The sequence below is a fragment of the Variovorax paradoxus genome, from assembly GCF_009755665.1.
GTDB lineage: Bacteria > Pseudomonadota > Gammaproteobacteria > Burkholderiales > Burkholderiaceae_C > Variovorax > Variovorax paradoxus_G.
This window is the reverse complement of record NZ_CP046622.1, coordinates 2,126,062-2,143,649: the sequence shown is the minus strand read 5'-3', so window position 1 is coordinate 2,143,649 and position 17,588 is coordinate 2,126,062. Positions and strand designations below refer to the sequence as shown.

At 63.4% G+C, this 17,588-nt stretch carries 16 protein-coding genes; 10 read left to right on the top strand and 6 right to left on the bottom strand.

Going from position 1 to position 17,588, the window contains the following annotated elements; translation table 11 throughout:
* Window positions 1-29: 29 nt before the first annotated feature.
* Window positions 30-1,640, bottom strand: a complete 1,611-nt coding sequence (locus tag GOQ09_RS10025; RefSeq protein ID WP_157613290.1) for an alpha-amylase family glycosyl hydrolase — start codon at window positions 1,638-1,640, stop codon at window positions 30-32.
* 59 nt (window positions 1,641-1,699) lie between these two features.
* Here GOQ09_RS10025 and GOQ09_RS10020 point away from each other — a divergent pair, with 59 nt between their 5' ends.
* The 3 genes from GOQ09_RS10020 (at window position 1,700) to GOQ09_RS10010 (ending at window position 8,573) form a co-directional block, all read left to right on the top strand.
* The gene (locus tag GOQ09_RS10020) at window positions 1,700-3,364 is read left to right on the top strand and encodes an alpha-amylase family protein (protein ID WP_157613289.1); all 1,665 of its coding nucleotides are present in this window, start codon (window positions 1,700-1,702) and stop codon (window positions 3,362-3,364) included.
* Between the two features lie 149 nt (window positions 3,365-3,513).
* Complete coding sequence (locus GOQ09_RS10015) at window positions 3,514-6,558, top strand: sensor domain-containing diguanylate cyclase (RefSeq protein ID WP_242631058.1); 3,045 nt, start codon at window positions 3,514-3,516, stop codon at window positions 6,556-6,558.
* Window positions 6,559-6,680: 122 nt separating this feature from the next.
* The gene (locus GOQ09_RS10010) at window positions 6,681-8,573 is read left to right on the top strand and encodes a GspE/PulE family protein (protein WP_157613287.1); all 1,893 of its coding nucleotides are present in this window, start codon (window positions 6,681-6,683) and stop codon (window positions 8,571-8,573) included.
* A 47-nt stretch (window positions 8,574-8,620) separates the two neighbouring features.
* Here GOQ09_RS10010 and GOQ09_RS10005 read toward each other — a convergent pair whose 3' ends face one another.
* From GOQ09_RS10005 to GOQ09_RS09995, 3 genes are all read right to left on the bottom strand, one after another.
* Complete coding sequence (locus tag GOQ09_RS10005) at window positions 8,621-9,364, bottom strand: EAL domain-containing protein (RefSeq protein ID WP_157613286.1); 744 nt, start codon at window positions 9,362-9,364, stop codon at window positions 8,621-8,623.
* Between the two features lie 83 nt (window positions 9,365-9,447).
* Entirely contained in the window at window positions 9,448-10,143 is a 696-nt protein-coding gene (locus tag GOQ09_RS10000; protein WP_157613285.1) for an AP2 domain-containing protein, read from the bottom strand.
* A 41-nt stretch (window positions 10,144-10,184) separates the two neighbouring features.
* The gene (locus GOQ09_RS09995) at window positions 10,185-10,964 is read right to left on the bottom strand and encodes an exodeoxyribonuclease III (RefSeq protein WP_157613284.1); all 780 of its coding nucleotides are present in this window, start codon (window positions 10,962-10,964) and stop codon (window positions 10,185-10,187) included.
* Between the two features lie 277 nt (window positions 10,965-11,241).
* Here GOQ09_RS09995 and GOQ09_RS26495 point away from each other — a divergent pair, with 277 nt between their 5' ends.
* From GOQ09_RS26495 to GOQ09_RS26485, 7 genes are read left to right on the top strand one after another with little or no spacing between them, the layout of a single operon-like run.
* Window positions 11,242-11,367 (top strand): hypothetical protein, encoded by a 126-nt coding sequence (locus GOQ09_RS26495; RefSeq protein WP_278189367.1) that lies wholly within the window; start codon window positions 11,242-11,244, stop codon window positions 11,365-11,367.
* Complete coding sequence (locus tag GOQ09_RS09990) at window positions 11,364-11,963, top strand: hypothetical protein (RefSeq protein WP_157613283.1); 600 nt, start codon at window positions 11,364-11,366, stop codon at window positions 11,961-11,963. The genes GOQ09_RS26495 and GOQ09_RS09990 overlap by 4 nt, the downstream gene beginning before the upstream one ends.
* Window positions 11,941-12,327 (top strand): hypothetical protein, encoded by a 387-nt coding sequence (locus GOQ09_RS09985; RefSeq protein WP_157613282.1) that lies wholly within the window; start codon window positions 11,941-11,943, stop codon window positions 12,325-12,327. Before GOQ09_RS09990 ends, GOQ09_RS09985 begins: the two co-directional genes overlap by 23 nt.
* Window positions 12,324-12,905, top strand: a complete 582-nt coding sequence (locus GOQ09_RS09980) for a hypothetical protein (RefSeq protein WP_157613281.1) — start codon at window positions 12,324-12,326, stop codon at window positions 12,903-12,905. Before GOQ09_RS09985 ends, GOQ09_RS09980 begins: the two co-directional genes overlap by 4 nt.
* Window positions 12,898-13,026, top strand: coding sequence for a hypothetical protein (locus tag GOQ09_RS26490; RefSeq protein ID WP_278189366.1), 129 nt, complete (start codon window positions 12,898-12,900; stop codon window positions 13,024-13,026). The genes GOQ09_RS09980 and GOQ09_RS26490 overlap by 8 nt, the downstream gene beginning before the upstream one ends.
* Window positions 13,023-13,604: a hypothetical protein gene (locus tag GOQ09_RS09975; protein ID WP_157613280.1), complete on the top strand. Its 582-nt coding sequence runs from the start codon at window positions 13,023-13,025 to the stop codon at window positions 13,602-13,604. The genes GOQ09_RS26490 and GOQ09_RS09975 overlap by 4 nt, the downstream gene beginning before the upstream one ends.
* A complete protein-coding gene (locus GOQ09_RS26485; RefSeq protein WP_157613279.1) occupies window positions 13,597-16,113 on the top strand; it encodes a hypothetical protein in 2,517 nt (838 codons plus the stop codon). The genes GOQ09_RS09975 and GOQ09_RS26485 overlap by 8 nt, the downstream gene beginning before the upstream one ends.
* Before the next feature lie 51 nt (window positions 16,114-16,164).
* Here the strand turns inward: GOQ09_RS26485 and arsB are convergent, their stop codons facing one another.
* A complete protein-coding gene (gene arsB, locus GOQ09_RS09965) occupies window positions 16,165-17,247 on the bottom strand; it encodes an ACR3 family arsenite efflux transporter (RefSeq protein WP_157613278.1) in 1,083 nt (360 codons plus the stop codon).
* A 1-nt stretch (window position 17,248) separates the two neighbouring features.
* Window positions 17,249-17,572 carry an ArsR/SmtB family transcription factor gene (locus GOQ09_RS09960; RefSeq protein ID WP_157613277.1) on the bottom strand — a complete coding sequence of 108 codons (324 nt, stop codon included), beginning with the start codon at window positions 17,570-17,572 and terminating at the stop codon, window positions 17,249-17,251.
* Window positions 17,573-17,588 lie beyond the last annotated feature (16 nt).

The following is a 17,588-nucleotide window of genomic DNA, read 5'->3' as shown; positions in this document are numbered from 1 at the left end:
CCACCGGGGCGCACGCTCGCGAACGCCGGCTACTGCGCGACGATCACCCCTTCGAGCGGCTGCAGCGTGAGCTCGCCCTTCACCGCGCCGGTCCGGTCGGCATGCGTTGAAGCCAACACCACGACTTCGTGCGGCAGCAGGTCGGCGCGGACCCGCGTTTCCGTGATGCCGAAGTTCAGCAGCACCACCAGCCGCCTCGTGCCCGAGCTTCTTGCATAGGCCAGCACGTCGGCACCCGCATCGAGCTGCTCGTGGCTGCCTTCGTGCAGCGCGGATTCATGGCGGCGCAACGCGATCAGGCGCTTGTAGAGCTGCAGCATCGAGGCCGGATCGGCCATCTGCGCCTCCACGTTGCGCATGTGCCAGTCGCCGCCGAGCCGCAGCCATGGCGTGCCGTCGGTAAAGCCGGCCGCGTGCGCGCGGCTCCACTGCATGGGCGTGCGCTGCGGGTCGCGCCCCAGGCCCTTGCCGGGCTCGTTCTTCTCGAACGGGTCCTGCACTTCCTCGGGCGGAATGGGAACGTCGGTCAGGCCGATCTCGTCGCCGTAGTAGAGCGTGGGCGTGCCACGCAGGGTAAGCAGCAGCATGGCCGCGAGCCGCGCCCTCTCCTGCCCCACGCGGCTCGCAATGCGCGGCTTGTCGTGGTTGCCGAGCACCCAGTTGGGTGCCGCGCCGTGCGGCAGCGCCGCTTCGTAGTTGCGCACGATGCGATCGATTTCGGACGCATGCCACGGCGCGGTAATGAGCTGGAAGTTGAACGGCAGCTGCACGCCTTGCAGCAGGCCTTCGGACGTGGCGCCGTAGTAGGCCATGAGCCGTTCGAGCGGAAGATAAAGCTCGCCGATCAATACGCGGGCCGAGCTTTCATCGCTGAACTCGTCGGCCACGCGGCGCATCTCGACGACGATGTCCTGCATCTCCGGGCGGTCGGTGGTGTAGAGCGCAAGCAGGCGGTGCGAAGGGTCCTGCCCCGGCTGGAAGGCCGGGTTCGGCGGGTTGTCCCGAAACAGCTCGTCCTTGATGAGGTGGTACAGCACGTCGATGCGAAAACCGTCCACGCCGCGCCGCAGCCAGAAGCGCAGCACGTCGTACATGGCTTCGCGGACTTCGGGGTTGCGCCAGTTGAGATCAGGCTGCTCTTTCAGGAACGAATGGCAGTAGTACTGCCCGCTGGATTCATCGAAGGTCCACGCCGGCCCGCCGAAATTGCTGAGCCAGTTGTTGGGCGGCCCGCCGCCCGGAGCCGGGTCGCGCCACAGGTACCAGTCGCGCCTCGGGTTGTTGCGCGAGGCCCGGCTTTGCACAAACCACGGATGCTGGTCCGACGTGTGGTTGGGCACGAAGTCCAGCACCAGCTTGAGACCTCGCGCCTTGCACTCCGCGGCCAGGGCATCGAAGTCTTCCAGAGTGCCAAAACGCGAATCGATGTTGCAGTAGTCGGAAATGTCGTACCCGAAGTCGGCCATTGGTGAGGGGTAGATCGGCGATATCCAGACAGCATCCACGCCGAGCTCGACCAGATAATCAAGCCGCTTCTGTATGCCCCGCAAGTCGCCGATGCCGTCTCCGTCGCTGTCCTGGAACGAACGCGGATAGATCTGATAAACGATTCCGTTCTTCCACCAAGCATCGGCCGACATCAGGTTTTCCTTTCGTTTTCTGTGTTGCGAGGCTTCCATTTTTAGGAGGTTCCCCCGGCATGATCAACGACCTTTGGTACAAGAACGCCGTGGTGTATTGCCTCTCGGTGGGAACCTTCATGGATTCCAACGGAGATGGCTGCGGCGACTTCGAGGGCCTGACACGGCGGCTGGAGTACCTTCACGGCCTCGGCGTGACAACGCTGTGGCTCATGCCGTTCCATCCATCGCCGGGGCGTGACGACGGCTACGATGTTTCGGACTATTACAACGTAGACCCCCGCTTCGGCACGCTCGGCGATTTCGTCGAGTTCACGCATTCGGCCGAGCAGCTCGGCATGCGCGTGCTGATGGACCTGGTGGTCAACCACACCTCCGACCAGCACCCCTGGTTCCAGGATGCGCGCAAGGGTCTGAAATCAAAATACCACGACTGGTATGTGTGGTCAGACAAGAAGCCGCCCCGCTTCACCGACGGTGTGGTCTTTCCGGGCGTGCAGAAATCGACCTGGACTTTCGACAAGCTTGCAAGGCGTTGGTACTTTCATCGCTTCTACGAGTTCCAGCCCGACCTGAACACGGCCAACCCGCACGTGCAGGCCGAAATCCTGAAGATCATGGGCTTCTGGACGCAGCTGGGCGTGTCGGGCTTTCGCATGGATGCGGTGCCCTTTGTCATCGGCGCGAAGGGGCCGAAGGTCGTGTACCCCACCGAAAGGTTCGACATGCTGCGGCAGTTCCGCGAACTGCTTCAGTGGCGCCGGGGCGACGCCATCATCCTGGCCGAGGCCAACGTGCTGCCCAAGACCAACATGGCCTACTTTGGCGACGAGGGCGAGCGGCTGCACATGATGTTCAACTTCCAGGTCAACCAGAACCTGTTCTATGCCATGGCCGCCGGCGACACGCGGCCGCTGGTCAAGGCGCTGGAGGCCACACGGGAGCGCCCTGCCACTTCGCAGTGGGTCATGTTCCTGCGCAACCACGACGAGCTCGACCTCGGGCGCCTGCGGCCCGCGCAGCGCAAGCGCGTGTTCGAGGCCTTCGGGCCCGACAAGGACATGCAGCTCTATGACCGCGGCATACGCCGGCGCCTTGCGCCGATGCTCGGCGGCAACCGACGACGGTTGGAGCTCGCCTACAGCCTGATGCTCACCCTGCCCGGCACGCCGGTGATGCGCTACGGCGACGAGATCGGCATGGGCGACGACCTGAGCCTGCCGGAGCGCAACTGCGCACGCACGCCCATGCAGTGGTCGACGGAGCGCCAGGGCGGGTTCACCACCTCGTCCAAGCCAGTGCTACCGGTAGTCACGGGCGGCGCCTACGGCTTCGAGCACGTGAACGTGGCGGCGCAGCGGCGCGACCCCGACTCGCTGCTCAACTGGATGGAGCGCGTGTTCCGCATGCGCAAGGAGGTGCCCGAGATCGGCTGGGGCGACTTCACCGTCATTCCGAACGAGGAAAACTCGGTGCTGGTGGTTCGCTACGAATGGCGCGGCAATGGGGTGGTCTTCGTCCACAATTTCGATGCGAACCCGCTGGAGATCAAGCTCGATGCCAAGGCGCTGGGCAAGCACGGCGGGCAACTCATCAACCTGCTGTCGAACGCCCACAGCCGCGCCAACGCGAAAGGAAAGCACTGCATGGTGATCGAGTCGTACGGTTATCGGTGGTTTCGCGTGGGTGCGCTGGACTACCTGCTCAAGCGCGACGAGATGTGAGCCCCCTCCGGTTAACGCAGCGAGGTATGGGGGATTGCGCGAAGTACCCGAGACCCTGCTTCTGACACACTACATGCGCAACGCGGATTCCATCGCGATGCCTGTCCACGACAATGAACACATCAGGCCTCAGGAACATTCGCCTCAACTTGAATACGCGCCTCGGCATCGGCGTTGCCGCGGTGGTCCTGGCAGCCACGGCAGCCATCGGCACGGTGGCATTGCAGCTGGTCAAGGCCAGCATGAAGGCCTCGATCGAAAGCGAAGAGTTCGCGAGGCTGTCGGCCGTTGCAAACACAGTCGACCAGAAGTTCATCAGCCGGCGCACCCTGCTCGAGACTTTTGCCACCAGCGTGGAGTCGAACGACTTCCAGGACACGCAGGCGCTGCAGGCCTTTCTTGAAAAGCACCAGCCGCTGCACAAGGCGTTCAGCAATGTGGCGTTCTTCACCGCCGACGGCGACCTGATTGCCAGCCTCAACGGCGCGCAGCAGCCCGGCAGGGTGAACATCAAGGACCGCCCGTACTTCCAGAAAACGCTTGCGTCCAAGGCCAGCGTCATTTCCGAGCCCTACCTCAACCGGCTGACCGGCCTGGCGCAGATTGCCATCACCGAGCCGGTGCTGGACCCGGCCGGCAATGTGAAGTACGTGATTTCGGGCGCCCTGAACCTGAAGGACCGCAACGTGCTGGGCGAACTGGCCGACGTGAAGTTCGGCGAAACGGGCTACCTGTTCATCACCAGCACGGACGGCGTGGTGATCGACCACCCGCGCACCGAGCTCATCACCAACCAGCCCGGCCCGAAGGGTGCCGGCAACCCCGAGATCGACCGCCCCATCGAGGGCTACGAGGGCGCCGCGGACGGCGTCAACCATGCGGGCGTGCACGGCCTGTACGCCTTCAAGCGCATACAGCAGACGAACTGGGTCATAGGCTCGATGTATCCGTCCGCGGAGGCATTCGCGCCCATCGACGCCCTCGAGCGCGCGGCCTGGGTGGGCGCGCTGGTACTCGCGGTAATTGCCGGTGCCGTAGCCCTGACGGTGGTGAGCTGGCAGCTGCGGCCATTGCGCTACCTGCACCGGCACATGCTGGATGTGGACAACGCGGCGCTCGAAAGAACCATGCCCCGCACCTATCCGAACAACGAGATAGGCGATATTGCGAGAACCTTCGACGAACTGATGCGCCAGCGCAAGACGAGCGAGAAGTTCCTGCGCGACATCACGGACAACCTGCCGGCGCTGGTGTCGCACGTGGATGCGCAGGGCCGCTATACCTTCGTGAACGCGCCGCTCTGCAGAAAGCTCGATCGCGGCGCGGCGCAACTGATCGGTCGCACGGCGCAGGTCATCGGCGAGAACGAGGCGGTGGACGCCGCTGTTCAGCGCGTGCTGGCCGGCGAGGCGGTCAGCTTCGAAAGCCCGGGCGACGCACGCCTTGGCGAGCAGGACCGCTTCTTCCAGACCGAGCTGATTCCCGACCGCGACCAGGCCGGGCTGGTGCGCGGCTACTACGCCATGACGTTCGACGTGACCGAGCGCAAGCGCATCGAGGTGAGCCTTGCGCACAGCGAAGCGCAGGTGCGCATCATTGCCGACAACATCCCGGCCCTGGTTTCGCATGTCGATTCGTCCCTGAGATACACGTTCGTGAATGCAAAGGTCAAGGCGCTGCACAAGGACAGGGCCATGATCGGCCGTTCGATGCCCGAGGTGCGCGGCGTCGAGGATTTTGCGGTGGTCGAAGACTCCTACCGGCGCGCGCTTGGCGGCGAAACGGTGGTGATCGAAAAAGCCGGCGATCCCGCGCTGGGCATCGGCCATCGCACCTTCAAGGCGCACTACATCCCCGACCAGGACGCAAACGGCGTTGTGCAGGGCGTGTTCGCCATGACCTTCGATATCACCGACGAGGTGAACATCCGCAAGGCCCTGACCGAGCAGCAGAAGCGGCTGCGCGACGTGACCGACAACATTCCCGCGCTGGTGGGCTACTTCGACAACGACGAGAACTGCCTTTTCGCGAACGTGCGGGCACGCCGGATGGCCGGCCTGGACGACGGCCCGCTCACCGGTGTCGACCTGCGCATGGCGGTGGGCGACACGGTGTACCGGCAGCAGCAGCCCTACCTTCCCATGGTGCGCGAGGGCAAGGCGGTGAGATTTCCGGTGCGGGCGCCGCTGCATGGCAAGACCGGCTACTTCCAGGTCAACCTCATTCCCGACAAGGACCTTGAAGGCAAGGTGCTGGGCTTCTACCTCATGACCTTCAACATCACCGCATTGAAGAAGGCCGAGGTGCGGCAGGCCGAAAGCGAGATGCGCCTGCGCACCATCACGGACAACCTGCCGGCGCTCATCACCTACATCGACCGCGAGGAAAAGATCACCTTCGCGAATGCCACTTACCGCGAATGGCTGGGCGTGGAGCCTTCCAAGATCCTGGGCCACCACATCAGCGATGTGGCAGGGCCTGAACTGTATCTCTCGCGCAGGCACATGATCCAGCGTGCGCTGGCGGGCGAGCGGGTCGAGTTCGAGGCCCAGACCCTCACGCAAGACGGCGAACGCACCACGCGCGTGAGCTACGTGCCCGACACCGGGGCCGACGGCGTCACGCGCGGCATCTTCTCGCTGAGCCTCGACATCAGTGCGCTGAAAGCGGTGGAGCGCAAGCTGAGCGACCTGGCGCGGGTGGACACGCTCACCGGCCTGGCCAACCGGCTCGCGTTCAACGAGTTCCTGCCGGGTGCCATCGCCCGCACCCAGCGCACGCAAAGCGCGCTGGCGGTGCTGTTTCTCGATATCGACCGCTTCAAGACCATCAACGACACGCTCGGCCACGCGACCGGCGACGCTGTGCTGGTGGAATACGCCCGCCGCCTGCTGGCCAGCGTGCGAGCCACCGACACCGTGGCCCGGTTCGCGGGCGACGAGTTTGTGGTGGTGCTCGAAAACCTGCAGGCGAAAGAAGCGGCGGCCGCCATTGCGCGGAAGATCGTCGATCAGATTGGCGGCGCGCCGTTCGAGCTCGACGGGCAGCGCCTTCGGGTTACCACCAGCATCGGCGTGGCGTTTCACCCGGCGAGCGAAGCACCCGCCACGCCGTCGGAGCTGCTCGCGCGTGCCGACACCGCGCTGTACCGCGCCAAGTTCGCGGGGCGCAATACCTACGGTTTTTCCGATTGACGCGCTTCAACTGAGAACTTTGGTAGTGACGCGGCGTTGCACCGAGCCTTCGCACGGGGTGTGCTCCTGCTGACAAGCCTGCCGGTGCACCCCAGAATCACCGCATCAGGAGATTCAATTTAATGTCGCCCACCGAAGTCGTCACGCCCGAGCAGTTGCTGCACGCCCTGGAAGTTCAAAGCCGCATGCCGATCTTGCGGATCGGCCAGGCGCTGATGGCCCTGGGCACGGTCACCGAAGAGCAACTGCGCGAGGGCCTGGCGCAGCAGCAGCTCGACCGCAGCGTGCCGTTGGGCGAAACGCTGGTCCGCATGGGCGTGGTCACCCGGGAGCAACTGAAGGCCGCGCTGGTACGAAAGATGGGTTACCCGCTGGTCAACCTGCACCTGTTCCCGGTGGCGGTCGACGCCTTGCGCACCATCAGCCACGGCGTTGCCCGGCGCCTGCAGGTCATGCCACTGATGCTCCACCAGGGCCGCCTCATCCTTGCCCTGGACGATCCGGCCAGCCGCCGCGCCGCCATCGACGAAGTCGAGTTCATCTCGCAGATGAAGGTGGTGCCCGTGATCGGCGAATGCCTTGTCCTGGACACGGTGCTCTACAAGGCCTACGGGAAGATCGGCAACGACACCATCCTGGACCCGACCATCGTGCACGACCCCTCGCGGCCGCTCGACTTCGAGCCGGCCGCCACCAGCGAGCTCCTGGTCACGCTCGAGAAGGAACGCCCCGCTCCCACCCTCGAAGAAGAAAAGAGCATCGAGCAATCGGACAACTCGCTGGTGCGAATGATCAACAGCATGATCGTCGATGCGCACCGCGAAGGCGTGTCCGACATCCACATCGAAAGCTATCCGGGCAAGGAAAAGACCCGCATCCGGTTTCGGCGCGACGGGCGTCTGCACACCCACCTGGAACTGCCGGCCAGCTACCGCAACGCGGTGGTCGCGCGCGTGAAGATCATGTGCGACCTGGACATCAGCGAAAAGCGCAAGCCGCAGGACGGCAAGATCAACTTTGCCAAGTATTCGCCGCAGCACCGTATCGAGCTGCGCGTGGCAACCATCCCGACCAGCAACGGTCTCGAAGACGTGGTCATGCGCATCCTGGCTTCGGCAAAACCCATTGCGCTGGAACAGCTCGGCCTGTCGCAGCACAACCTCGCGGAGTTCACCAAGGCGGTGGAGCGCCCCTACGGCATGGTGCTTTGCGTGGGCCCCACGGGGTCGGGAAAGACGACCACGCTGCACTCGGCGCTCATGCACATCAACACGCCGGAACGCAAGATCTGGACGGCCGAAGACCCCATCGAAATCACCCAGGCCGGCCTGCGCCAGGTGCAGGTCAATCCGCGCATCGAGTGGACCTTTGCCAAGGCGCTGCGGGCCTTCGTGCGCGCGGACCCGGACGTGATCATGGTCGGCGAAATCCGCGACGAGGAAACCGCCAAGACCGCCATCGAGGCCTCGCTGACGGGCCACCTGGTGCTGTCGACGCTGCACACCAACAGCGCACCCGAAACCGTGACCCGGTTGCTGGACATGGGCATGGACCCGTTCAACTTCGCGGATTCGCTGCTGGCCGTGCTGGCGCAGCGGCTGGTGCGCCGCCTTTGCAGCCACTGCGTGACCAGCCGGCCGATGCGCTCCGAGGAAGTCGAGGAACTGCTGTCCGACTACATGCACTCGTTCGGCGCGCATGACACTCCGGCCGAACGCGAGTCGGTACGCCATGGCTGGCACCGCCACTATGGCCAGGACGGCCAGCTGCTCGCCTATGCCAGCACCGGATGCAAGCACTGCGACAACACGGGCTTCAAGGGACGCGTGGGCATCCACGAGCTGATGGTGATCTCGAAAACGCTGCGGCGGCTGGTGCAGGGCGGCGCCCGCGCCGAGGAGCTGCAGGAAGCGGCGCTGCGCGAAGGCATGCGCACCCTGCGGCAGGACGGCATCGAAAAGGTCCTGGCCGGAAAGACCACCATCGAGGAAGTCCGCGCGACCAGCAACGTCTGAGTCAGCGCCGCGTTCGGTCGCGGCTCGTCAGGGCATGGCTGACCGCTTCAGGCGGCATCCCATGCCACCGCCGGCAGCATGGCCACGGCGGGCCGGGCAAACAGGTAGCCCTGGAACAGGCCAACGCCCAGTGCCTGGAGCGCGTGCACTTCGTCAGAGCTTTCGACGCCCTCGGCCACCACCCGGATGCCGAGTTCGCTGCAGGTGCCGACAAAGCCTTTCACGATGCTGAGCCGGACCGGATCGGTGTGGATGTTGCGCACCAGGCCCATGTCGACCTTCACCACATCGGGCTGGAAGCCGGCCAGGAGCTCGAAGCCGGCATAGGCGGCGCCAAAGTCGTCGATGGCCGAAGTGAAGCCGAAGGCCTTATGGGCATGGAAGGCGGCGGCCAGCCTCGGCAGATCGGCCACGTGTTCGCACTCGGCAATCTCGAACATCAGGCGGTGCAGCGGGAAGTTGCACCGCCGGGCCGTGTCCATGGCGGTGTGGAAGCACTCTGTGCGGTCGGTGAGATCGTTGGGCCACACATTGAGGCTGAGCTTCGATTCCATGCCCAGCGCGGAAGCCGTCTCGATGGCCTTGATGCGGCAGGCCTCGTGAAACGCGAACCGGTGCCGCGGACTCACCCGCGAAAGCACCTGGACCGCCCCTTCCCCCGACGTGCCGCGCACCAGCGCCTCGTGCGCGAAGATTTCTCGCCGCTCGAAGTCCACGATCGGCTGGAAAGCCATCACAAACCCGGCATCGGAGCCGGGAAAGCTGGCATTGGCCGCTGTTTCGGTAGTCACTGGTGTGGATTCTCGCGGGGGAGAGTTTTATTAATTACTTTTACCTACAACGCGGACGATAGCGCATAAATGTAACCCGCCAATCAGCCAATACCCTTTTGAGCCAACTGGCGAGTGCGTTCGGCAATGGCCAGCCTCTTGGCTTCATCGTAGCCATGGGCCTTGATGGAGAACGCCTTGCTCACGCTGCCCTTGCCTGCGGTGTAGGTAATGGCCAGCCAATAACCGGGGTGGTCGGGCCGGGGCTGCTTGTAGTGCACGCCGCTGACGCCGCTGGAATTCGACTTGCGAAGGATCTCGGAGCGGGAGCGCTTGCGCGGCGCTGGAGTCGCGGTCGGTGCGCTCGCGGACTTGCGAATCGACTCTTCGGCGGGATGCAGGGCCGCCAAGCCGGTCATGTGCTTCAACTGCTTGGCCCGCTCCTCGATGGCCATGGTGCGCGCCGCATCGCCCCAGTTGTGAATCGGAAAGTTGGCGCGCAGTATTTCTTCGGCCGCGATGTAGGTCTTGGCAAGCCACGACAGCCCTCTTCCGTCGGGCGCCACCAGGCAGAAGACGCCCGGCACACCGGTGGTGTTGCTCGCCCGGAGCTTCTCCGCCCGCTCGCGCCGCGTGGCCGGCGGCACGCTTCTCACGACGGCATCGCGCCATTCCTGCGCCCGCCGCAGCGCATGCTCGGCGCCGCCGTAGCTGCCGTTGCCGAACTGCTGGAAATACCGGACCCCGCGCCGGACGATGGAAACCTCGAAACCCCAGGGGCGGGCATAAATCCCGTACATGGGGGCTGGATTGGGAACTCCTTTTGGCATTGGCGGGAATTCTAGGAGGGCAAGTCGAGTTCGATCCACACCGGCGCATGATCGCTCGCGCCGGAGCGGCCGCGCACCTCGCGGTCCACATTCGCATCGACCAGCAAGGGCGCAAGTTCCTCGTTCAGCAGCAGGTGGTCGATCCGCAGGCCCGCATTGCGCGGCCAGCGGTTGCGCCAATAGTCCCAGTAGGTGTAGATCGCCTCGCCCGGGTGGCGGGTTCGGATCGCATCGGTCCACCCCTGGGCCAGCAGACGCGCGAAGGCGGCGCGGCTTTCGGGCTGCAGCAGCGCGTCATTGCGCCACGAAGCCGGGTTGTAGCTGTCGGCGTCCGTCGGCACCACGTTGAAGTCGCCGGCCAGCACGACCGGCAGGCCGCAGCTGTAGAGGCGCTTCGCATGGGCATTGAGCCGCTCGAACCATTCGAGCTTGTAGTCGAACTTGGGGCCGGGCTGCGGATTGCCGTTGGGCAGGTACAGGCAACCGACCACCACGCCGTTCACCACCGCTTCGAGGTAGCGGCTCTGGCTGTCTTCGGAGTTTCCGTCGAGCCCGCGTCCGGTTTCGATCGGCTCCCTTCCGCGCGCGAGGATGGCCACGCCGTTCCATGAACGCTGGCCATGGAACAGCACGCCGTAGCCCGCCTCGCGGATGGCCGCCGCGGGAAAGTTCGCATCGGGAGACTTGAGTTCCTGCAGGCAGGCGACGTCGGGGCGGGACTCCTCGAGCCATTCGAGCAGGCGTGGAAGCCGGCTGTTGATGCCGTTGACGTTGAAGGTCGCAATCTTCACGGGCGCTGCATGAAACAAGAAGCAAGTGGCCGGATCATGGCCCGAAAGCCGCCCTGGTCTTGTCGGAGAACACGCCCTGCGATGGCGGAAGCGTGCAAGCACGCATCCAAAAACAACGGCGAGAAGTGTGAACTACGACGCGCCCGGCACGTCAGCGCCCGTAAATCCCGGCCTGTAATGAGCCGACATCGAACGACCACATCAGGTGAAACCGTGCGCCTGAACTGCCGAGGTCACTCGCTCGAAACACAAGGCACCACAGCCAAAGGGAAACACCATGACCATCTGCCCCGAATTGCGAACCAAATTGATGCATTGCCCGCGGGCGGCCGACGTTGGACAGCAGGTTGTTCGGCGCAACGGCTATCCGGCAGGCGATGAACTCTCAAAGAAGGCCGCATGAGCAAATCCACGCCCGTTGCTCAAACCACGGCTTCTGCCTGGCGCAACCCCTTTGGTCTTGCGTTGGTGGCGTACTACCTTGTCATGGCCGTTGTGGGCTTGCTGATTCCCGACGACATCCTCCAGGCCAACGCATGGGCTCGGGACTTCAGCGATTTCATGGCTTCCGTCGTTCCTCAGATCGATCGCATTACGGCGCTGAACATCAGGCCCGACGTGAATCGTTTCTATTTCTCCGTTCTGTGGGCCGGTAATCCGATCTTGTTCGCAATCTCGCTCTTGTTGGTGTGGGATGGGCGAAAACGCGGCTACGCCATGTGGACCATGCCACTGTTCAAGGCAATCGGACTCATGTCCATCTGCGTGGTGATCGTCGTGTGTGCGCAGTGGATGTACTGGATGGAAGACGTAACGAACCGTCAACTGAGGCTGATGTTGGGCAACACACTCGGGCGTAGCTTCTGGGGGAGTTCGGTGTACGCCTTTGGATCAGCTGTGCTTGGTGCCGGCTTCGTTGTCCTGTTTTCAGGATGGATAACTGGGTACATACCCCGCAATATGAAGGAGGGGCGCGATGACCGAACCAAAATTCGATAAAAGTTCAACTGTCCAAATTGGAAGGATCTTTCTTTTCAGTGAAGGATCGCTCACCGCGATTGCTAACGGCGGCAGCTTCGAAGTCAACGCCGCCATTCTTAGTACAGCGATGCCGCGTCAACGCATTGGCACGGTAGAAGTGCTTTCCGACAGACCATCGGCCGTCGTTTCAGGCGTTGAGCATGGCGCTGCAAGCGCCTCGGTCGGCATATCTTCTCGGCGCTTGTTACCGGCCACTTCGTGTCGGCCGCCACGGCGTAGGCAGATGTCAATGACGCATTCACCATCGACCGACATCGCGCAGGGCAACCGACTAGATGCTACCGATCTATCCTTAATCGAAAGTAGGAAGGGAAGAAAATGAGCCGACTCTCTGGCAGCAATTCGACCAGTACGTCTCACTGGGGAAGTCCGTTGGTTATTGCGCAGTTGATCTATTTCAGCGCCATGGTCGGGCTCGGTGTTTTTCTCCCAGACAGCGTCCTTGAAGGGAACGCATGGAAGCGAGACTTCAGCGACTTCATGGCTTCTTTCGTTCCTCAGATCGATCGAATCACTGCGCTGGACATTGAGCCGGGCGTGAACCGCTTTTACTTCTCAATCCTGTGGGCGACCAGTCCAGCCTTGTTTGGATTGCTGTTTCTCAATATTTATCGGACACGCTCAACTCTTCGGAAGCTGTGGGATACCCCACTTAGGAAAGTGCTCCTGTCCATGTGCGGACTCGCAATGATGCTTGCATGGACTCAACACTTGTGGTTCGTCGAATCCTCGATGCGCCTCTCTCTTTTCCTTTTTGGATCGACCATTGGTCGCAGTTTTTTTGCGCAGCTAGCGTTCTATATCGGGGCAGTATTTTGTATTGCTGCTCTGATGGTTTGGTGTGTCGGTTGTCTCAATGGCTACATCTCTCGCAACGGTAAGGAAAAGCACCATGAATAAGCCTATCTCAACCGTCCATGTTGGAAGCGTATTTTTCTTCCACGATGGTATCGGTGGACGTCACGTTGTTCAGGGCAACGGCTATCCGGCAAGTGGTGAATTCCGGAAGAAGGCCACATGAGCAAATCCACACCCGTTGCTCAAACTGAGACATCTGCCTGGCGCAACCCCTTTGGTCTTGCGCTCGTGACGTACTACCTTGTCATGGCAGTCGTGGGTCTGCTGATCCCCGATGACATCCTGCGGGCCAACGCATGGGCTCGGGACTTCAGCGATTTCATAGCTTCCATTGTTCCTCAGATTGATCGCATTACGGCGCTGAACATCAAGCCGGATGTGAATCGCTTTTACTTCTCGGTGCTATGGGCCGCAAGTCCGTTGCTATGCGCCATGGTGGTTGGAGAACTGATCAGTGGAAGAAAGCGTGGTTACTCCATGTGGCATTCCACTCCACGGACTATGCTCTCGGCGCTTTTGGCGGTTGCATTCGTCATCCTTTGGTCAATCAATTTATGGTGGGTCGATCCGAGCCTCAGGCTGACCCGTACGTTGTTCGCCGCGCCTCTCGGCAGATCAGCATTTGGGAGCATCGCGTTCTCACACATTCCTGTCGCATGTGCTACTGCCGCAGCTGTTTGGCTGCTAGCTTGGTGCACCGGCTATATCCCACGCAACATAAGAAGCCATCGTCATGAGTGACCCGATTTCCACTCCAAACGCACTCATTCAAGTCTCAAACGTTTTCGCATTCTCGGGAGAATCGCTATCGACAATATCTAATGCTGGTACCTTCCAGGCCAACGCAGCCATCTTTGCGGCAGCATCGCGTCGGCGCGCTGGCACGATTGAGGTGCTTTCTGATGGCCCTTCGGCTGTCGTTTCAGGCATCGAGCAGGGTGCTGCTAAAGCCGCGATCGGCATACCTTCTGCGGCGCTTGTTGCAGCCCGCATTGTGTCCGCGGCTACGTTGGCAGGAGGTATCAATGACGCGCTCAACGTCGGCCAACATGTTGTGCAAGGCAACGGAGCAGAAGCTCTAACCGAGTCCATTGGCGTTGGCGGGCAAGCGGGCAGTGCCGTGTTGGGCGCACGCCTCCTAGGTGGTGCACTTGCGCCATTTGGTCCATACGTGTCAGCGGGTGGTGCGTTTGTCGGAGGTCTTGCGGGCGCCTTCGCAGGCGCCCAAGGCGCCAAGTCCCTCGGCACCTATCTCACAGGCGGCGACACTCCCGACAAACTCGGCCCGCCGCTGACGCTGCCCAACAACACAGCGCTGATACCGACTGTCACGACATCGGACGGAAGCCAATACGCGCTGGTGCAGATCGAAGGCAAGTACACCTGGTTCTCGATCCAGGACAACCTCGCGCTGCCCAGCCGCTATGTGGAAGTCGTCAGCGGCGCCAAGGCGGCCGAACTCACCGGCAGCTACCTTCAGGCGGCGGGCTTCGAATCGCAGCTGACCCAGGCTCAGGCAGAGGCCGCCCAGCAGCAGCGCGAAGCTTTGCGGGAAGCATTTGCGCGCAGCGAGATCCATTCGGCCAACAACATGGGGCCCAATGGACTGCTGTGGGGCACCCCCTCCGCCATCGGTGCCCACGCCACCCAGACCTGGGCTCGGTCGCCCGAGCCGGGCCAAGCCCTGAACATCCTGGACGTGCGCAATGCCGATGGCTCCGCCAGCCGCATCGTGCAGGAAGTCGACAGAGCCCGCGGCGAGCTTCTCGGCGAGAAAACCTACGAGAACCACAGTGCGTCTCCGGACGGCTTTCGCCTGGTGGCAACCAGCGACTATCAAAGCGGCGTTCACTGGACGCTCAACCGCGAAACGGGTGTCATGGAGCAAGCCGGGGGCACACCCGCCAAGGCTGGCGGCCCATCCGTCGAGGATGGGTTCGCTCCTGACGGCTCGCCTCTGGGACTGGCCGCAACGGTGATTCATGAAGGCAGGGCCCACACGACCATCTGGGCTCGCGATGCCGCAACCGGCCATTACACAGAAACCGAGACCATCACCCGGCGCGATGGCGCGGGCAACGTTACGCAGTCGGCAACTGAGGTTCGAACCTACGCGGCCGACGGCACGCAGTTGCAAAGTGCGGCGCCGCAGAATCCCGCACGGAACGAAGAGGGCGCTGTCCACGCCATCCCCGGTTCGTTCAGGACGACTGCGCCTGCAACGGCTCCTGCGCAGCAGGACCCCATTCCCCAGATCACCACGCATGAATCGCGCGTCGTGCCCACGCCGGGCGGCATGAGCTTTGCCGAGGCGCACCGGCGCCGCGACGAACCCGAGCAGATTTCCCCGGGCTCGTTGCGGCCCGTGGGCAAGCTGGATACATCCCAGATGGACAAGGGCAGCCCGTTGTACCGGATGCACCTGGCGCAGGAGCAGGCCCATATGCGCGACCTGGAGATTGCGCTGGCGCAGGACAGGGAGCGGTTCAAGAACGAGCCGAGCCCTCAGCGGACGCGGCAGTCTTCGGTGGAGCGCACGCAGGAGCGCGTGCAGGAGCAGGCGCCGGCCCCAAGCCGAGAAGAGCATGTGCCGAACCGCCAAGGCGCCGCCGGGGAGCGAGCCGCCACGCTCCCACCTTCGCAGCCGATGGCCCAACCCGCTGCGGCAGCCATTGCGGCGGCGCAGGCCGAGGCGGCTGCGGCACAGGCCCGGGCGGCTGCGGCGCAGGCCGAATTGGCCGCGATGCGGGAGCAGGTGGCACGCATGGCCGAGCAGCGCAGGCCAGACGGCCTGGAGCGACGCGATGAGCGAGATGAGAGGGACCCGATATCCGAAACTGCCGCCACTGCCGCGGCTGATGCGAGCCGCCCGCTTCTGCGCGAATTCAGCGACCCGCGTCATCCCCAGCATGCGCTGTACAACACCCTCAAAGAGGTGCTTCCCGAGGGTACGTCTCCGAGATGGGTGGCACAGGCGACGGCGGCCTGCTACATGTCGAACATCAGGAAGCCCGACGATCTGGGCGACGTCCACGGCATCAACGGAACAGTTCTGTTCAGGTCGACCTCGTTGCCCGGCCGATACGCCACTCTTGAAGCCACGGAGCCTTTGCGCACAATGCAGCAGACCATGCAGGACGTGCAGCAGTTCGACGAGCAGCGCGCGATCGAGCGCGCCCAGGCTCAGGCTCAGGCACAGGCCGCAGCGCAAGCCAACCAGCAGCAGGGGCCGGTGATGGGCGGGCGATGAGGACGCACGCCAAGAGCCACGTCAAACACGGCTGCGATCGCGCCCTTCCGCTCAGGCCTTCTTCGTGCCTCGTTCATACCACCCTTGCGACCGGTTGACCACGGCAACCACCAGCAGCATCACCGGCACCTCGATCAGCACGCCCACCACGGTTGCCAGCGCGGCACCCGATTGAAAGCCGAACAGGCTGATGGCGGTGGCCACCGCAAGCTCGAAGAAGTTGCTGGCGCCGATCAGCGCCGACGGACCGGCCACGCAGTGCGCCACGCCCAGCTTGCGGTTGAGCAGGTAGGCCAACCCTGAGTTCAGGAACACCTGGATGAGGATGGGCACCGCGAGCAATGCAATCACCAGCGGCTGGCCGATGATGGCTTCGCCCTGGAAGGCGAACAGCAGCACCAGCGTAAGCAGCAGCGCCGAGATCGACCACGGACCAAGCCGCGCCGTAACGGCCTGGAAGTGCGCCGTGCCTTTCTTGAGCAGGTGCTTTCGCAGCAACTGCGCAATGATCACCGGCACCACGATGTACAGGCCGACCGACGTCAGCAGCGTGTCCCACGGCACGGTGATGGACGACAGCCCGAGCAAGAGCGCAACCACCGGCGCGAAGGCCACCACCATGATCGCGTCGTTGAGCGCCACCTGCGAGAGCGTGAAGTACGGGTCGCCCTTGCACAGCTGGCTCCACACGAACACCATGGCCGTGCACGGCGCTGCCGCCAGCAGGATGAGGCCCGCGATGTAGCTGTCGAGCTGCGACGGCGGCAGCAGCGGCGCGAACACATGGCGAATGAAGATCCACCCCAGCAGCGCCATCGAGAAGGGCTTGACCGCCCAGTTGATGAACAGCGTGACGCCGATGCCGCGCCAATGCGCCTTGACCTGCCCGAGCGCTGCGAAGTCGATCTTCAGCAGCATCGGGATGATCATCACCCAGATGAGCACGCCCACCGGCACGTTGACCTTGGCGACCTCCAGCGAGGCGATGCCGTGGAACACGCCGGGCATCCATTGGCCCAGCGCAATGCCGGCCACGATGCACAGCGCGACCCACACCGTGAGATAGCGCTCGAAGAAGCCGATGGCCGGTGGGGGTGCGGACGATACAAGAGCCGCCGCGGCATGGGTGCTCATTTCAGCACGCACAAACCTGCGCCGCTGCGGGCAGGCAAGCCTCGCCCTGGCAGCAGTTTTCGGTGAGGTAGCCGATGAGCGCGTTCATCTTTTCGAAGGCGGCGCGGTATATGAGATTGCGGCCGCTTCGCTCTTGCGTCACAAGGCCGGAATGGGTCAGTTCCTTGAGGTGGAACGAGAGGCTGGTGGCCTGGACGTCCAGCGCGTTGACCAGCGCACCGGGGGTGAGGCCCTCGGGGCCCGCCACCACCAGCGCGCGAAACACCTGAAGCCGCACGGGCTGGGCCAGTGCCGCCAGGGACCTGACGATGTCTTGTTCTTCCATAGTTCAATAATAGTTG

Coding starts and splice junctions, on each gene's coding strand:
- GOQ09_RS09985 (WP_157613282.1), top strand. CDS start 11,941: ATGACCGAACCAAAATTCGATAAAAGTTCAACTGTCCAAATTGGAAGG.
- GOQ09_RS26495 (WP_278189367.1), top strand. CDS start 11,242: ATGACCATCTGCCCCGAATTGCGAACCAAATTGATGCATTGCCCGCGG.
- GOQ09_RS09975 (WP_157613280.1), top strand. CDS start 13,023: ATGAGCAAATCCACACCCGTTGCTCAAACTGAGACATCTGCCTGGCGC.
- GOQ09_RS09990 (WP_157613283.1), top strand. CDS start 11,364: ATGAGCAAATCCACGCCCGTTGCTCAAACCACGGCTTCTGCCTGGCGC.
- GOQ09_RS10025 (WP_157613290.1), bottom strand. CDS start 1,640: ATGTCGGCCGATGCTTGGTGGAAGAACGGAATCGTTTATCAGATCTAT.
- GOQ09_RS26490 (WP_278189366.1), top strand. CDS start 12,898: ATGAATAAGCCTATCTCAACCGTCCATGTTGGAAGCGTATTTTTCTTC.
- arsB (WP_157613278.1), bottom strand. CDS start 17,247: ATGAGCACCCATGCCGCGGCGGCTCTTGTATCGTCCGCACCCCCACCG.
- GOQ09_RS09960 (WP_157613277.1), bottom strand. CDS start 17,572: ATGGAAGAACAAGACATCGTCAGGTCCCTGGCGGCACTGGCCCAGCCC.
- GOQ09_RS26485 (WP_157613279.1), top strand. CDS start 13,597: ATGAGTGACCCGATTTCCACTCCAAACGCACTCATTCAAGTCTCAAAC.
- GOQ09_RS10010 (WP_157613287.1), top strand. CDS start 6,681: ATGTCGCCCACCGAAGTCGTCACGCCCGAGCAGTTGCTGCACGCCCTG.
- GOQ09_RS09980 (WP_157613281.1), top strand. CDS start 12,324: ATGAGCCGACTCTCTGGCAGCAATTCGACCAGTACGTCTCACTGGGGA.
- GOQ09_RS10020 (WP_157613289.1), top strand. CDS start 1,700: ATGATCAACGACCTTTGGTACAAGAACGCCGTGGTGTATTGCCTCTCG.
- GOQ09_RS10000 (WP_157613285.1), bottom strand. CDS start 10,143: ATGTACGGGATTTATGCCCGCCCCTGGGGTTTCGAGGTTTCCATCGTC.